The following is a 15,482-nucleotide window of genomic DNA, read 5'->3' as shown; positions in this document are numbered from 1 at the left end:
CCTCCCGGTCCTTACGCGGCCGGTTCGGGCTCCTGGACCGGCGCGTCGTCGTCCTCCAGCAGCCCCGCCGCGTGCAGCAGGTACTCCGTCATCGGGTCGTAGGAGCGCGGGTCGGTGACGTGGTCGTCCAGCGGGACGGTGACCTGGAGGGTGCCCTCCGACTCGCCGAGGAAGAGGGCCGGGTCGTTGCAGTCCGCGTACCCGATCGCGTCCACCCCGCGCTGGCCCGCGCATCCCGCCCAGCCGTGGTCCGCGACGACGAGGTCGGGCAGCGGGCGGTCCAGGTGGGCCATGGCGTCCAGGATGGCCGCCATCGGGGCCGGGGAGTGGGTGTGCCAGAGGGTGGCCCCGCGCTCCAGCATCGCGACGTCCGCGAACTGGACGACGAGCCCCTCGTCCGCGATCAGCCCCGACGGGATGCGGACGATCTCGCAGCCCGCGCGGCGCAGCGCGTCCGCCGTCCGCCGGTGCACGTCCAGCAGGCCGCCGGGGTGGCCGGTGGCGAAGAGGACCCGCTCCCGGCCGTCGGCGGCCTTGCGCAGGCGGGCCGCCATCCGCTCCAGGGCGTCGACCGTCAGCTCGGGGTCGATGGTGTCCTGGCCCGCCCGGTGCGCGGGGTCGTCGTTCACCCCGCACCGCTCGGCCATCACCGCGAGCACGTCCTGCTCGTCGGTCCAGCGGTCGCCCAGCTCCAGGCCCAGCCAGTAGTGACGGTCACCGTTGGCGAGCTTGCGGTAGTGGGAGAGGTTGTTGTCGCGAGGCGTGGCCACGTCCCCCGCGATACGCGTACGGACGAGGTGGTCGACGAGGGCGGCGCGGCTGGGTATCGGCATGCGCCCATTGTGCCGTCCGGGGTGCGGGGTGTGCCCGGTGTCCCGTACGTCGGACACCTCCGCCGGGGTCCGGCCGTACCCCGCCCACCGGGGCCCGTAACTCCTCCGGGGGCTCTCCCGGAAACTCTTCCGGGACTGTTCACCCGCGCGTGACCTGGCCCTTCCCCCGCCGGACGGCGGGGCGGTTCGAATGGGAACACCCAGAGGTCTGGACCAATTGAGATACGCCAATCCGCTGTCTCATTCCCGTCCGTCGCCTCGGTCTCGCGCAAGTGGTCTATACCTTTGGCAGTAGGGTGGGCCACCTGAAACGGGTACATACGCAGCCGTGGGGGGCTATATGACCGTGCATCACCTTCCGCAACCTCCGTCCGACGACGAGCTGTACTGGTACTTCGGGCCACAGCGCCGCTGGGTGCTGGTGAGCAGCTCGCTGGCCTTCGTCTTCACGGCGGCCACCATGTTCGCCTTCGCGTTACGGACCCCGGCTCTCTGGGCGTTCCTCGCGGTTCTCGCCCTCAACGTCGTGGCGCTGGCGCTCTCCTCGGTCAACGGCCTGCGTCAGCGGCGGCTCACCCGGGCCTCGCACGAGGTGCTCGTCCACGCCTGGGCGCCCGCCGAACTCCCCACCGTGGACCTGTACCTGCCGACCTGCGGCGAACCGCTTCCCGTCCTCGCCAACGCCTACCGCGCGGTCGCCGCCGTGGACTGGCCCGGCGCGCTGACCGTCTGGGTGCTGGACGACGGCGACCGGCCGGAGGTCGCGGAGCTGGCCGCCCGATACGGCTACACCTACGTCGTCCGCCCCGACCGGGGCCACCTGAAGAAGGCGGGCAACCTCAACCACGCGCTGACGCTGAGCAGTTCGGAGTACATCGCGATCCTGGACGCGGACTTCGCGCCCCGCCCGGACTTCCTGCGCCACCTCGTCCCGTATCTCGCGGACCCCGCCGTCGGCATCGTGCAGAGCCCCCAGTGCTTCGACACCGACGGCACGATGGGGTGGATCCAGCGCGCCGCCGGCTCGGCCCAGGAGTGGTTCTTCCGGTGGATCCAGCCGTCCCGGGACGCCAGTGACGCCGCCATCTGCTGCGGCTCCAACGCCGTCTACCGGCGCACCGCGATCGACCTGGCGGGCGGCTTCGCCCGGCTCGACCACAGCGAGGACCTGTACACCGGGCTCGCCCTGCACGAGCAGGGGTTCCGCACCCTGTACGTCCCCGTCCTGGTCGCCAAGGGCACCTCGCCCGACGAGCTGACCTCCTACGTCAACCAGCAGTACCGGTGGGCGATGGGCAACCTCCACCTCCTCGGGACGCCGGTCCTGAAGCGGATGCGGGCGCCCTGGCGGATGCGGCTCTGCTTCTACGAAGGTGTGGTCGGCTACCTCACCACCGCCGTGAACACCTTCGCCGCGCCGCTGCCGCCGCTGGTGATGATGTTCTGGTACCCGGACCACATCCGACCCTGGCACGTGCTGCCGCTGCTCGCCCCGCTCTGGCTCTGGCATGTGCTGCTGCCCCGGATCAGCCGGACCCGCTGGCGCGTCGAGGTGATCCGGGCCAACGTCCTGACCAGCGTGGCCGCCGCCACCGCGTTCTGGCACACCCTGCGGGGCCGCAGCGCCGCGTGGGTGCCCACGGGGGTGCGCTCCAGGGGGAGTTCGGGGTCGATGGCCCGCCGGGTGGTGGGCGTCTCGCTGGTCTGGCTCGCCCTCTCCAACGGGGCCGCGACGGCCGGGCTGGCGCTGGCCGTGGCCCGTAACGGCTGGGAGCCCAACTGGGGTCTGCTGCTCTACCTGTTGGTGCAGCTCCAGATCAATGTGCCGCTGATCCGGGACCTGTGGGCCGAGCTGCGACCGGGAGCGGGCGCGGAGGCGAAGGCAGGGGTCTCGGCGGGAGCGGTGGTGAGCACGACGGCGGGAACCGGACCGGGGGCGAGCGGCCTGCTCGACCGGCTCCGCGCCTCCCCCTCCGGCGTGCTGCCCCGCCGCTGGCCCGAAACCCTCGCCGCCTCCGCCCTCCTCCTGCTCACCGGTCTGCTCGCCTCGGGGTGGGTCAACCCGATGCTCCCCTGGTCGAGCTGAGCCGCGCCGCACCGAGCCGCCTCGAAAGGCCTCACCACCATGCCCTTCCTCCTCGCTCCCGGCCCCCGCCGGAAGCGCCCCGCCGCCCCGCCGCCGCCCGCACCGCCCGCCGCCCGCACGGGCGGTGAGTCCGGGCCGAGCCCGCACCGCTCGGCGTTCCGGCCCGACATCGAGGGGCTGCGCGCGGTCGCCGTCCTCGCGGTCCTCGCCTTCCACGCCGAAATCCCGGGCCTGGCGGGCGGGTTCATCGGGGTGGACGTCTTCTTCGTCATCTCCGGCTATCTGATCACCGGGCTGCTGGTCCGGGAGGCCATCAGCACCGGCCGCATCCGGCTCGGTGACTTCTTCTCCCGCCGGGCCCGGCGACTGCTGCCCTCGGCCGCCGTGGTGCTCGCGGCGGTCGCGGTGGCGGGAGCCTGGCTGACCGTACCGCTGCGCCGCACGGACCTGGAGTACGACGTCCTCGCGGCGGCGCTCTCCGTCGCCAACTGGCGGTTCGTCTCCCAGCAGACCGACTATCTGGCGGCCGGGCACGACCAGAGCCCGCTGCTGCACTTCTGGTCGCTCGCCGTGGAGGAGCAGTTCTATCTGTTCTGGGCCCCGCTGCTCGCGGTGGCCGCCCTCTCCGCCACCCGTGCCGTACGGCGGGGGCGGGCCGTGCGGGCGGTCGTGGCGGTGGTCACCGGGGCGCTGGTCCTCGGATCGTTCGTCCTCTCGCTGCACTGGACGGCGGACTCGGCCTCGCTGGCGTACCTCGGAACGCCCTCGCGCGTCTGGCAGTTCGGGGTGGGGGCGCTGCTCGCGCTGCTGCCCTGGCATCTGCTGCGCGGGCCGCGTCCGCTGCGGCTGCTGTGCGGCTGGGGCGGGGCGGTGGCGATCGGCTGGTGCGTGATGGCGTACGACGCGTCGACGCCGTACCCCGGCTGGGCGGCGCTCGTCCCGACCCTGGCCACCGCCGCCGTGATCCTCGCCGCGATACCGGGGCGGGGCGAGCGGGACGCCCAAGGTGCTTACGGGGTGGGCCGGTTGCTCGCCGGACGGGCGCCCCGGGCCATCGGACGGCTCTCCTACACCCTCTACCTCTGGCACTGGCCGGTGCTCGTCCTGGCGGAGGCCCGGCTCGGCACGCTCGGCTGGCCCGCGAGGACGGCGTGGACGCTGGTGGCCGTCCTGCCCGCGCTCGCCACCATGCGGTGGGTCGAGCAGCCGCTGCGCCGCAGCCGTACGGTCTCCGAACTCCCCCGGCGCGGACTGGCGGTGGGCGTCTCCGCCATCGTGCTGCCGGTCGCGCTCGCCCTGGTCGTGGGCACGGCGACGCTGCACCTGATGGGCCCCGCCACCCCGGTCGACGTCAAGGGGCTGCCGCCGGGGGCCGCTTCGGGCGCGTCGCTGCTCGGGGGTGCCGCGGCGGACGGTCCGGTGGTGCCGAACCCGGTGCAGGCCCGCAAGGACTTCCCTCCTGACCGGGACTGCCAGGTCGCCCCGGAGGTGACCCGCAGCCCGCAGTGCCTGTTCGGGGCGGTGGACAGCCCGGACCGGATCGTGCTGCTCGGTGACTCGCACGCGGGCCAGTGGTTCTCCCCGATGCTGGCGCTGGCCGCCCAACGCGGCTGGGCGCTCCAGGAGTTGGTCAAGCAGGGCTGCCCGCTGCCGCAGTTGACGGTGGACAGCCCGCAACTGGGGCGCGCCTACCGGGAGTGCGACACCTGGCGCGCCGACGCCCTGGACCGGTTGCGTACGGGGCCGAAGCCCCGGCTCATCGTGATCGCCTCGCTCAACCGGTACACCACCGACCGTGAACTCCTCGCCGCCGCCTGGGAGAAGACGCTCGGGCCGCTGCGGAAGATCGGCGCCCCGATCGTCTACATCGAGGACACCCCGGTCCCCGGCACGGACATCCCGGCCTGTGTCTCCGGCGCCCCGGCCGACGCGGCCGCCTGCGCGTTCGACCGGGCGGAGGCGGTCCGGGACGATCCGCTGGCGCGCCGGATCGCGTCGGGCGCGGTGCCGGGCGTGCGGACCATCAGCGTGAACCCGGCCCTCTGCCCGGGCGACGGCCCGACCTGCCCGGCGGTCCGGGAGCGCATCCTGCTCTACCGCGACGACGCCCACCTCACCAATGTGGCGGCCGTCGTGCTCACCCCGCGCCTGGAGCGGCTGCTGACGGAGGCGGGCGCACTGCCCACCACCGCAACGCCCACAACTGCCCCGGTCCCCGGGCCTGATGGCTGGACCGAACTGCTGCGGGACGACTTCGACGGCCCGGCGGGCACCCGCCCCTCCCCCGCCCACTGGCAGTACGACCTCGGCACCTGCTACCCCGGCTGCCCGGCCCCGCAGTGGGGGACGGGCGAGATCACGGCCATGACCGACTCCACGGAGAACGTGCGCCTGGACGGCCGGGGCGTGCTGGAGATCGTCCCCACGAGGAAGGGGGACCAGTGGAGTTCGGGGCGGATCACGACCGTACGGTCCGACTTCGCGCCGCCGCCCGGCGGGGTGCTGCGGATCGAGGCGTCGATCGCGCTGCCGGAGGTGACCGGGGCCGGGGCGGCGGGGTACTGGCCCGCGTTCTGGACCCTGGGCGCCTCGCTGCGCGACGGGTACACCGGCTGGCCGGGCGTCGGCGAGCTGGACATCATGGAGTCCGTCAACGGCCGTGACTCCGTGTTCGGTTCGATGCACTGCGGGGTGCTGGAGGGCGGCCCGTGCCGGGAGCCCGTGGGGCTGACCTCGGGTCCGCAGGCGTGCGCGACCTGCCGTACGGAGTTCCATACGTACGCCGTGGAGGTCGACCTCGGCGCGGACGAGGTCCGCTGGTATCTGGACGACCGCGTGTACTTCCGGGTGCGGGCGGAGCAGATGGACCGGCGGACCTGGCAACAGACTGTGGACCACGGGGTGTTCCTGATCCTCAACGTGGCGATCGGCGGTGCACTCCCGCTGGCGGACGGGGCGACGGCGGGTCCCGCCACCGAGCCGGGCCGTCCGATGCGGGTCGACCACGTCACCGTACGGACCAGGGAGGGCTGAGCGCAGACCCCCGGAGGCCGTGGACTGGCGCACACGCTCCCGTGTCGGGCAGGCTACTGCCACGATCGCAAGATCGGCTTCGACCGGCGGTGCGCAGGCGCCGGACGCCAGGTTTCACGGGGGAGGACCGAACATGTGGCCGCTGGATCAGGCGGATCCCGCCCGGATAGGGCCGTACCGGCTGCTGGCCCGGCTGGGCGAGGGCGGCATGGGGACGGTGTACCTCGCGGTGGGCGGCGGGGGTGAGCGGGTCGCCCTGAAGTCCATCCGGTACGGCTTCACCGAGGACCCCGACTTCCGGGTGCGCTTCGCCCGCGAGATCGAGGCCGCGAGTCTCGTACGGGCCGGGGGCATCGCCCAGGTCGTCGCCGCGGAGCCCGGGGCGGACGGCCAACGGCCTTGGGTGGCGACCGAGTTCGTCCCCGGCCTGCCGCTCCAGCGGCTGGTGGCCACGCAGGGCCCGCTGCCCGCCGCCTCCGCCGGAGCCCTCGCGGCCGGGCTCGCCCGGGCCCTGGAGGCGGTGCACGCGGCGGGGCTGGTGCACCGCGATGTGAAGCCGTCGAACATCCTGCTCACCGTCGAGGGGCCCCGGCTCATCGACTTCGGGGTGGCCAAGCTCGTCGACGCCTCGACCGGCGGCGGGCTCACCCGCACCGGCGCGTCCGTGGGGTCACCGGGCTATATGTCGCCCGAGCAGGTGCTCGGCCGCGCCCTCACGCCCGCGAGCGATGTCTTCGGGCTGGGCGGCGTCCTGGTGTTCGCGGCCACCGGGCGGCTGCCCTTCCCCGTACCGGACTCCACCAACCAGCACGCGCTGATGTACGCCGTCGTCCAGGACTCCCCCGCCCTGGACGACGTCCCCGACGAACTGCGCCCCCTCGTCGCGGAGTGCCTGGCCAAGGACCCCGCCGACCGCCCCGACGCCCCCGCCCTGGCCTCCCGGCTGGCCCCGTACGCAGCGCTGCTCGACGGCGATGGGGACGGCGATGGGAACGGGGCCGGCAGCACCGGGGCTGGTGCCGGGGCCGCCTTCGCCGACCCCTGGCTGCCCGCCCGTGCCCTCGCTGAGGTCGCGCGGATCTCCGGCCGGGCGGCGGCCCAGGGCGAGTGGCGACCGGGCGGGGCCGGTGGGGAGGCCGCGGGAAGCACGCCGGAACCAGTGGGTCCGGGTCCGGCTGCGGGATCGGGCGCGGGCTCGGGTGCGGGCTCGGGTGCGGGTGCGGGTGCGGGCAGCCCGTCGGAGCCGCCCGCCGCCTCGGCCGCCGCTGGGAGCGCCCCTTCAGCCCCGCCCGCCGCCGGGCACACCCCCTGGGCCCCGCCCGTCCCGGGCCACCGCCAGCCCGTCTCGCCGCCACCGCCGCCGTCCGCCCCGCTCGCGTACGTACCGACGATCGCCGCGGCGCCGGGCCCCGCCCCGCAGGCGGCCCCGCGCCCACCCGGGTCCGTACCACCGCCGACGCCACCGGAGCGGCCCGCGGCGGCACCCCCCGCCCGGGCCCCGGAACCGGCCCCCGCACCGGCGGACCCCGCCCGACCCCACTACGTACGTCAGGAGCCGTCCCCCGCCACGCCACCACGCCCGGCCCCGGCCCCGAACCCGGCCTGGTCGGCGCAGCGGGCGGTGTTCCGGTCGCCGGAGAGTCTGGCCATCGCGCTGTCGTGGCTCTACGGGGTCTACATCGCCTTCAAGTGCGTGGCCGTCGTGATGCACCTCGGCTTCGCGGGCGAGATCGGTGACTGGAAGAAGGCGGACTTCGCCCTGTGGACCGATGTCGAGACGCTGGTCGGGAAGGCGGACACCCTGATCCTGGTCGACAGCCTGCTGGCGGTCGCGGCAGGCGTCACCACCCTGGTCTGGTTCTGGCGCGTACGGATCAACGCGGAGGCCTTCGCGCCGCGCGAGCACCGCTACTCCCCCGGCATGGCGATCGGCAGCTGGTTCATCCCGGTAGCCGGCTGGATCATCCCGGGGAAGATCACCTTCGACATCTGGTACGCCTCGCTCCAGGAGCGGCACCGCGGCAGGCCCGACGAGTGGGGCTGGCAGACGACCCGGCGGTGGCCGGGGCGGCGGTTGCTCGGCCTGTGGTGGGGGTGGGGGATCGTCTTCTCGGTCAGCGCATCCGTCGTCTACTTCCTCCCCGATGTGATGCGGGGCGCGGTCGACTATCCGAACGCGATCCACTTCGACCGGATGCTGTCGGCCGTCCACTGGGGCACGTTCCTGAACCTGCTGTGCATTCCGGGCGTCGCCCTGTCCATCGCCGTGGTGCGGCGGCTGACGGAACTCCAGGACATCCGCTCCGCCGGGCCCAGCTGAGGAGGGGTGGCGGACCGGTGTGATCCGGCGCGTGCAGGACCGCGCCAGGTCGGCGCTCACCGCCGTGCGTCAGACCGGTTCGGGCTCCGCCCCGTCCGGGAGCGGGCGGAGGGAGGCCCAGATCCGGTCCGGGAGGATGCGGGCGGCCTGCCGGAGGTCGATGTCGTACGTGCTGGAGAGCCAGCGGCGGGCGGTCTCCTCCACCGGGCCCATCACCAGCACTTCGAGCATCGGGGTGGGCAGCGGCAGCACCGCGCCGGACGCGACGTGCGGGCGCAGCCAGTCGGCGATCGCCGCGAACTTGGTCTCCTTGAACGAGCGGATCTCCTGGGCGTGGGCGGTGAGATGGCCGGAGTACGCGGAGGCGTGGAGGAAGAGGGCGATGTCGCGGTGTTCCTCGGTGAACCTCAAGTAGTGCTGGACGATGGCCCGTACGCCGGCCCGTACCGTACGCGTACGGGTCAGCCCCGCGAACACCTCGTCGCACAACTGCCCCATGCAGCGGAGGTAGAGCTGGGCGGCGAGCCCGTCGAAGCTGCCGAAGTGGTGGTAGAGGCTTCCCAGGCTGACCCCGCTGGCCGCCGTGACCGCGTTCACCGTGAAGCCCTGGCGGCCGCAACTGGTGTGCACCTGGAGGGCCGTGGTCAGGAGGCGGTCGACGGTGGCCTCGCCGCGCTGCTGCTTAGGAGTCATGCATCAGGAGTCGTGCTCGGGAGCCGTCACGTTCATGACGGCGAGCCTAGCGCAGGCGCCCCTTCCCCGGACCTCGGCGGTCGGGGCCTCTGACCAGGGCTTCCGGCGGTCCTTCGGCTGCGCGCGGCAGGCCGTGCGGAGAGATCGGCCACGCGCGGGTCCCTCCCCCGTTGCCCGGGGACCCGCGCGCGCCGTCGTACCGGAAGTATCACCCCACGCACGGCGCGGAGTCGAATGATTTTCTAGAATTCTCTTCTACTCAGGGGCAGTTCACGCACGTGGCCGACGGCAGCTCACGGCACCACGGAGAGCACCGTCACCACGGTCACCGTGGAGATCGCGGCCTGGAGGTTGCGGATGGCCTCCCGCACGCTCACACCCGCCCAGTGGCCGTCGGAGATCTCCGCCATGCGCGGGGCCACCTGCTTCTTCGGCAGCCCGGGGAAGGTCTGCGGGTGCATCCCCGTGGCGTGCACCAGGGCGACCAGGGCGCTCGTCCGGGCGTCCGGCACCGCCCCGTGCAGCACCACCGCGGCGAGCCGCGCCCGCAGCTCCCGCTCGACGGACCCGTCGGCCTCCGGATAGCGGCGTACGGGGAAGAGACCGAGGGCCCGGTGCCGCTCCTCGGTCACCAGGCCGCGGGCGCAGAGGCTGTCGACGACGTCCTGGGAGCCCTTCACATGCTCCCGGGTCAGCCAGTCGACCACCTTGCGGCTGCTGGAGGCCCCGTGGACCCAGCGGACCAGCCGGTCGAGCCGCCCGTCCAGGAGGGGGTCACCGGTGGGCGTCGGGTCGAAGACCTCGACGCGGCCGCCCTTCACCGTGACGCGGCCCGCCATCACCAGCTCCAGGAGCATCCCGGCCGCCACGCCCCAGCGGGCCGCCGACTCCCCCTTCGCCGCGCCGGTCGTGTCGTCCAGCGACAGCAGCATGATCTCTTCGCCCAGCGAGACGGCCATGGCGGAACTCCCCCGTGCTCTCTTCACTCTCTGTCACTCTCTTCGTTCTGACCGGACAGACGTGAAGAACCGGCCCAGGGTTGCCCGCCGGGTGAAACTCCTGCTCAGACGGGGTGCACGGGCCGTCGGCCCCCGCTCGGGCAGGGCGTCTCCCCCTCGGGCAGGGCGTCTCCCCCTCGGGCAGGGCGTCTCCCCCTCGGGCAGGGCGTCTCCCCCTCGGGCCGGGCGCCGCCCGCTCAAGCCGGATGTCTCCCGCTCAGGCCGGTTCCGCGGCCGCCGCCGCGAAGGCGCCGCGCGCCAGCCGGTGCAGCAGCGCGGCGGTGGCCTCGCGGCCGGGGCGGGCGTCGGGGCGGGACTCCGGCCGGGCCAGGTGCGGGGTGGAGTTCAGCAGGCCGAAGACGGCGTGCACGGTGACGCGGGCCTCGTTCTCGGCGAGGGCGGGGTAGAGGGCGCGGACGACGCCGACCCAGACCTCCACGTACTCCCGCTGGAGCCGCCGCACCCGCTTGCGGTCCGTGTCGCGCAGCCGGTCCAGCTCGCGGTCGTGGAGGGTGATGAGGGGGCGGTCGTCGAGGGCGAAGTCGATGTGGCCCTCGATGAGCGCGTCCAGGAGCGCCTCCGGGGAGCCGTCACCCCGGGCCGCGTCCTCCGACACCCGCAGACGGCCGCCCTCGAGGAGCCGCTCGCTGATCCCGACCAGCAGTTCGGCGAGCATCGCGTCCTTGCCGGGGAAGTGGCGGTAGAGGCCGGGGCCGCTGATCCCGACCGCCGCGCCTATCTCGTCAACGCCGACACCGTGGAAGCCGCGCTCGGCGAAGAGGCGCGCGGCCTCCCGCAGGATCTGCTCGCGGCGGGTGGGGGCCGCGACGCGGGCGGCGGCATGGGTGCTCATGAGGATTCATTCTAGACAGGGTCGTTAGCGCTCGTTAACCTGAGGGAAATGCGTTAACGCTCATTAACGGAGCGCAGATGATCGCGGTACGGGCAAGGGGGCTCGACACGATGCAGCAGGCACCGGTCCTGGCGAGCGCGGCCGATCCCGCCTCGGAGGCCTGGCAGGCCAACGAGGCGGCGCATCAGGCGCTCTCCGACGAGCTGGCGGGGCGCCTCGCCACGGCGCGGCTGGGCGGGGGTGAGAAGGCCCGGGCCCGCCACGAGGCGCGCGGCAAGCTGCTGCCCCGGGACCGGGTGGACACCCTCCTGGACCCGGGTTCGCCGTTCCTGGAGCTGGCCCCCCTGGCGGCCGACGGGATGTACGGGGACCAGGCCCCGGCCGCCGGGGTGATCGCGGGGATCGGGCGGGTCTCGGGCCGGGAGTGCGTGATCGTCGCCAATGACGCGACCGTCAAGGGCGGCACGTACTACCCGATGACTGTGAAGAAGCACCTGCGCGCCCAGGAAGTGGCCCTGGAGAATCGTCTCCCCTGCCTCTACCTGGTCGACTCGGGCGGTGCCTTCCTGCCGATGCAGGACGAGGTGTTCCCCGACCGGGACCACTTCGGGCGGATCTTCTACAACCAGGCCCGGATGTCGGCGGCCGGGATCCCGCAGATCGCTGCGGTGCTGGGCTCCTGCACGGCGGGCGGGGCGTACGTCCCGGCGATGAGCGACGAGGCGGTCATCGTCCGGAACCAGGGCACGATCTTCCTCGGCGGCCCGCCGCTGGTGAAGGCCGCGACCGGTGAGGTCGTGACGGCGGAGGAGCTGGGCGGCGGCGAGGTCCACTCCCGGATCTCCGGCGTCACCGACCACCTCGCGGAGGACGACGCGCACGCCCTCCGCATCGTCCGCAACATCGTCGCCACCCTCCCGGGCCGTGCCCCGCTCCCCTGGTCGGTCGAGCCGGCCGAGGAGCCGAAGGTGGACCCGGCGGGGCTGTACGGGGCGGTGCCCGTGGACTCCCGTACCCCCTACGACGTACGCGAGGTGATCGCCCGGGTGGTGGACGGCTCCCGCTTCCAGGAGTTCAAGGCGGAGTACGGGCAGACACTGATCACCGGCTTCGCCCGGATCCACGGCCACCCGGTCGGGATCGTCGCGAACAACGGCATCCTGTTCGCGGAGTCGGCCCAGAAGGGCGCGCACTTCATCGAGCTGTGCGACCAGCGCGGCATCCCGCTCGTCTTCCTCCAGAACATCTCCGGCTTCATGGTCGGCAAGGACTACGAGCACGGCGGCATCGCCAAGCACGGCGCCAAGATGGTCACGGCGGTCGCCACCACCCGCGTCCCGAAGCTGACGGTCGTGGTCGGCGGTTCGTACGGCGCGGGCAACTACTCGATGTGCGGCCGGGCCTACGGACCCCGCTTCCTGTGGATGTGGCCCAACGCCAAGATCTCCGTCATGGGCGGCGAGCAGGCGGCCTCGGTCCTGGCCACCGTCAAGCGCGACCAGTTGGGCGACGAGTGGAGCGCCGAGGACGAGGAGACGTTCAAGGCCCCGATCCGCGCCCAGTACGAGACCCAGGGCAACGCGTACTACGCCACCGCCCGGCTCTGGGACGACGGTGTGATCGACCCCGTGGACACCCGCCAGGTCCTCGGCCTCGCCCTGACCGCCTGCGCCAACGCCCCGCTGCCCGAGAAGGACCCGGCCGGGCCCGGCTTCGGCGTCTTCCGGATGTGAGGAACAGATGACGACGATGTTCGACACCGTGCTGGTCGCCAACCGCGGCGAGATCGCCGTCCGGGTGATCCGGACCCTGCGCGAGCTGGGGGTGCGCTCGGTCGCGGTCTTCAGCGACGCGGACGCGGACGCCCGGCACGTACGGGAGGCGGACACGGCGGTCCGGATCGGCCCGCCGCCCGCCGCCGAGAGCTATCTCAACGTGCCGGCGCTCCTGGCGGCGGCCCGCCGCACGGGCGCACAGGCGGTCCATCCCGGGTACGGATTCCTCGCGGAGAACGCCGAGTTCGCGCAGGCGTGCACGGACGCGGGCCTGACCTTCATCGGCCCCCCGGCCTCCGCCATCGCGCTCATGGGCGACAAGATCCGGGCGAAGGAGACGGTCGCGGCGTACGGGGTCCCGGTGGTCCCCGGCTCCTCGGGCAGCGGCCTCACGGACGCCCAACTGGAGGAATCGGCACGGGAGATCGGCACCCCGGTCCTCCTCAAGCCCTCGGCGGGCGGCGGCGGCAAGGGCATGCGCCTGGTCCGGGACGCGGCGGTGCTGGGCGAGGAGATCGCGGCGGCGCGACGGGAGGCCCGCGCCTCCTTCGGCGACGACACGCTGCTCGTCGAGCGGTGGATCGACCGCCCGCGCCACATCGAGATCCAGGTGCTGGCCGACGCCCACGGCAACGTGGTGCACCTGGGCGAGCGCGAGTGCTCGCTCCAGCGCCGCCACCAGAAGATCATCGAGGAGGCGCCGAGCGTCCTGCTGGACGAGGCGACCCGGGCGGCGATGGGCGAGGCAGCAGTCCAGGCGGCGCGGAGCTGCGGCTATGTCGGGGCGGGGACGGTGGAGTTCATCGTCCCGGGCAGCGACCCGTCCTCGTACTACTTCATGGAGATGAACACCCGCCTCCAGGTCGAGCACCCGGTCACCGAGCTGATCACCGGCCTGGACCTGGTGGAGTGGCAGCTGCGGGTGGCGTCGGGCGAGCAACTCCCGTACGCCCAGGAGGACATCACCCTGACCGGCTGGGCGATCGAGGCCCGGGTCTGCGCCGAGGACCCGTCCCGCGGCTTCCTGCCCTCCGGCGGTACGGTGCTGGCGCTGAGCGAGCCGCAGGGCGGCGGGGTGCGGACGGACTCGGGGCTCAGCGAGGGTGTGCCGGTGGGCAGCCTGTACGACCCGATGCTGTCGAAGGTCATCGCGTACGGTCCCGACCGGGCGACGGCCCTCCGCAAGCTGCGGGCGGCCCTGGCGGACACGGTGATCCTGGGCGTCCCGACCAACGCGGGCTTCCTGCGCCGCCTGCTGGCCCACCCGGACGTGGTCTCCGGCAACCTGGACACGGGGCTGGTGGCACGCGAGGCGGAGGGCCTGGTGCCGGACGGCGTCCCGGACGAGGTGTACGCGGCCGCGGCGGCGGCCCGCCTCGACGCGCTGGCGCCCCGGCCGGACGCGGAGGGCTGGACGGACCCGTTCTCGGTGCCGAGCGGGTGGCGGACGGGGGGTGTGCGGGCGCCGCTGCTCTTCCCCTTGCGCGTAGCGGGAGTTGAACCCGTCACTCGGAGCGCTCCGGCTGCCGCGACCGTCACACCCACCCGGGTCACGGTCGAACTCGACGGCGTGACGCACCACTTCCACCGCAACGGCGACTGGCTCGGCCGGGACGGCGACACCTGGCACGTCCAGGACCACGACCCGGTGGAGGCGTCCCTGAGCGGGGCGGGCCGGGCCGGGGCGGACACGCTGGCGGCCCCGATGCCTGGCACGGTCACGGTGGTGAAGGTGGCCGTCGGGGACGAGGTCGAGGCGGGGCAGAGCCTGCTCGTGGTGGAGGCGATGAAGATGGAGCACGTGATCTCGGCCCCGCACGCGGGAACGGTGACGGAGCTGGACGTCACGGCCGGAGCGACGGTGGCGATGGACCAGATCCTGGCAGTCGTGGCCCCGCTGACCGAGGGGGAGGACGCGTCATGAGCGCACAGGGTCTCCCCATGAAGGTCCCGGCGGCCGGGCTGCCGCCCCGGGTCCGCATCCACGAGGTAGGAGCGCGGGACGGCCTCCAGAACGAGAAGGAGACGGTCCCGACGGAGGTGAAGGCGGAGTTCATCCGCCGCCTGGCCGTGGCCGGTCTCACCACCATCGAGGCGACGAGCTTCGTCCACCCCAAGTGGGTGCCCCAACTGGCGGACGCGGAGGCGCTGTTCCCCTCCTAGGCGACATCGCGGAGGCACGGGAGGTCTCCCTCCCGGTCCTGGTGCCGAACGAACGCGGCCTGGAACGGGCGCTGGCGCTCGGGGCCCGGTCGATCGCGGTGTTCGGCTCGGCCACGGAGACGTTCGCGGCCCGCAATCTGAACCGTACGGTCGACGAGTCGCTGGCGATGTTCGAGCCGGTGGTGGCGCGGGCGAAGGCGGAGAAGGTCCAGGTGCGCGGGTACCTGTCGATGTGCTTCGGGGACCCGTGGGAAGGCTCGGTGCCGGTCGCCCAGGTGGTGAAGGTGGCCAAGGCCCTGATGGACCTGGGCTGCGACGAGTTGTCGCTGGGCGACACGATCGGGGTGGCGACGCCGGGCCACGTAACGGAGTTGCTGGCAGCGTTGAACGCGGCGGGGGTCCCCACCCCGTCGATCGGCGTCCACTTCCACGACACGTACGGCCAGGCGCTGTCGAACACCCTGGCGGCGCTCCAGCACGGTGTGACCACGGTGGACGCGTCGGCGGGTGGCCTGGGCGGCTGTCCGTACGCGAAGAGCGCCACGGGCAACCTGGCCACCGAGGACCTGGTGTGGATGCTCGACGGCCTCGGCATCGAGACGGGCGTCGACCTGACCGCCCTGACCGCCGCCAGCGTCTGGCTGGCCGAACACCTGGGCCGACCGAGCCCATCCCGCACGGTCCGAGCCCTGACCCCTCCCTCTTCTTCCCCCTCCCACAAGGAGTGA

9 protein-coding genes and 1 pseudogene are annotated in these 15,482 nt (G+C 73.3%); 6 read left to right on the top strand and 4 right to left on the bottom strand.

What is annotated here, in order from left to right; genetic code table 11:
* Positions 1-11 precede the first annotated feature (11 nt).
* Complete coding sequence (locus DJ476_RS22965; protein WP_103418271.1) at positions 12-833, bottom strand: phosphatase; 822 nt, start codon at positions 831-833, stop codon at positions 12-14.
* 340 nt (positions 834-1,173) lie between these two features.
* Here DJ476_RS22965 and DJ476_RS22960 point away from each other — a divergent pair, with 340 nt between their 5' ends.
* The 3 genes from DJ476_RS22960 to DJ476_RS22950 all read left to right on the top strand — a co-directional run bounded on the left by DJ476_RS22960 (position 1,174) and on the right by DJ476_RS22950 (position 8,272).
* Positions 1,174-2,919, top strand: a complete 1,746-nt coding sequence (locus DJ476_RS22960) for a glycosyltransferase family 2 protein (protein WP_112491416.1) — start codon at positions 1,174-1,176, stop codon at positions 2,917-2,919.
* A gap of 39 nt (positions 2,920-2,958) precedes the next feature.
* Positions 2,959-5,952, top strand: coding sequence for an acyltransferase family protein (locus DJ476_RS22955; protein WP_112491415.1), 2,994 nt, complete (start codon positions 2,959-2,961; stop codon positions 5,950-5,952).
* A gap of 133 nt (positions 5,953-6,085) precedes the next feature.
* Positions 6,086-8,272, top strand: coding sequence for a protein kinase domain-containing protein (locus tag DJ476_RS22950; RefSeq protein ID WP_112491414.1), 2,187 nt, complete (start codon positions 6,086-6,088; stop codon positions 8,270-8,272).
* Positions 8,273-8,341: 69 nt separating this feature from the next.
* Here DJ476_RS22950 and DJ476_RS22945 read toward each other — a convergent pair whose 3' ends face one another.
* From DJ476_RS22945 to DJ476_RS22935, 3 genes are all read right to left on the bottom strand, one after another.
* Positions 8,342-8,965: a TetR/AcrR family transcriptional regulator gene (locus tag DJ476_RS22945; protein WP_112491413.1), complete on the bottom strand. Its 624-nt coding sequence runs from the start codon at positions 8,963-8,965 to the stop codon at positions 8,342-8,344.
* A 293-nt stretch (positions 8,966-9,258) separates the two neighbouring features.
* Positions 9,259-9,924: a GOLPH3/VPS74 family protein gene (locus DJ476_RS22940; RefSeq protein WP_112491412.1), complete on the bottom strand. Its 666-nt coding sequence runs from the start codon at positions 9,922-9,924 to the stop codon at positions 9,259-9,261.
* A gap of 256 nt (positions 9,925-10,180) precedes the next feature.
* Positions 10,181-10,816, bottom strand: coding sequence for an SACE_7040 family transcriptional regulator (locus DJ476_RS22935; RefSeq protein WP_093756302.1), 636 nt, complete (start codon positions 10,814-10,816; stop codon positions 10,181-10,183).
* Positions 10,817-10,926: 110 nt separating this feature from the next.
* Between DJ476_RS22935 and DJ476_RS22930 the strand changes: the two genes are divergently transcribed.
* The 3 genes and pseudogenes from DJ476_RS22930 to DJ476_RS22920 all read left to right on the top strand — a co-directional run bounded on the left by DJ476_RS22930 (position 10,927) and on the right by DJ476_RS22920 (position 15,482).
* On the top strand, positions 10,927-12,549 hold the full coding sequence (locus tag DJ476_RS22930; protein WP_103418306.1) for a carboxyl transferase domain-containing protein: 1,623 nt from the start codon (positions 10,927-10,929) through the stop codon (positions 12,547-12,549).
* Positions 12,550-12,556: 7 nt separating this feature from the next.
* Complete coding sequence (locus DJ476_RS22925) at positions 12,557-14,515, top strand: acetyl-CoA carboxylase biotin carboxylase subunit (protein ID WP_112491411.1); 1,959 nt, start codon at positions 12,557-12,559, stop codon at positions 14,513-14,515.
* Positions 14,512-15,482: pseudogene (locus tag DJ476_RS22920) on the top strand (hydroxymethylglutaryl-CoA lyase). Before DJ476_RS22925 ends, DJ476_RS22920 begins: the two are co-directional and overlap by 4 nt.

Origin of the sequence: Streptomyces bacillaris (genome assembly GCF_003268675.1) — a bacterium.
In the GTDB taxonomy this organism is placed as follows: Bacteria; Actinomycetota; Actinomycetes; order Streptomycetales; family Streptomycetaceae; genus Streptomyces; species Streptomyces bacillaris.
This window is presented reverse-complemented; position numbering and strand designations above follow the sequence as displayed.

Excerpts from the sequence above, each read along its gene's own strand:
- DJ476_RS22965 (WP_103418271.1), bottom strand. The coding sequence starts at position 833 with ATGCCGATACCCAGCCGCGCCGCCCTCGTCGACCACCTCGTCCGTACG.
- DJ476_RS22960 (WP_112491416.1), top strand. The coding sequence starts at position 1,174 with ATGACCGTGCATCACCTTCCGCAACCTCCGTCCGACGACGAGCTGTAC.
- DJ476_RS22955 (WP_112491415.1), top strand. The coding sequence starts at position 2,959 with ATGCCCTTCCTCCTCGCTCCCGGCCCCCGCCGGAAGCGCCCCGCCGCC.
- DJ476_RS22950 (WP_112491414.1), top strand. The coding sequence starts at position 6,086 with ATGTGGCCGCTGGATCAGGCGGATCCCGCCCGGATAGGGCCGTACCGG.
- DJ476_RS22945 (WP_112491413.1), bottom strand. The coding sequence starts at position 8,965 with ATGACTCCTAAGCAGCAGCGCGGCGAGGCCACCGTCGACCGCCTCCTG.
- DJ476_RS22940 (WP_112491412.1), bottom strand. The coding sequence starts at position 9,924 with ATGGCCGTCTCGCTGGGCGAAGAGATCATGCTGCTGTCGCTGGACGAC.
- DJ476_RS22935 (WP_093756302.1), bottom strand. The coding sequence starts at position 10,816 with ATGAGCACCCATGCCGCCGCCCGCGTCGCGGCCCCCACCCGCCGCGAG.
- DJ476_RS22930 (WP_103418306.1), top strand. The coding sequence starts at position 10,927 with ATGCAGCAGGCACCGGTCCTGGCGAGCGCGGCCGATCCCGCCTCGGAG.
- DJ476_RS22925 (WP_112491411.1), top strand. The coding sequence starts at position 12,557 with ATGACGACGATGTTCGACACCGTGCTGGTCGCCAACCGCGGCGAGATC.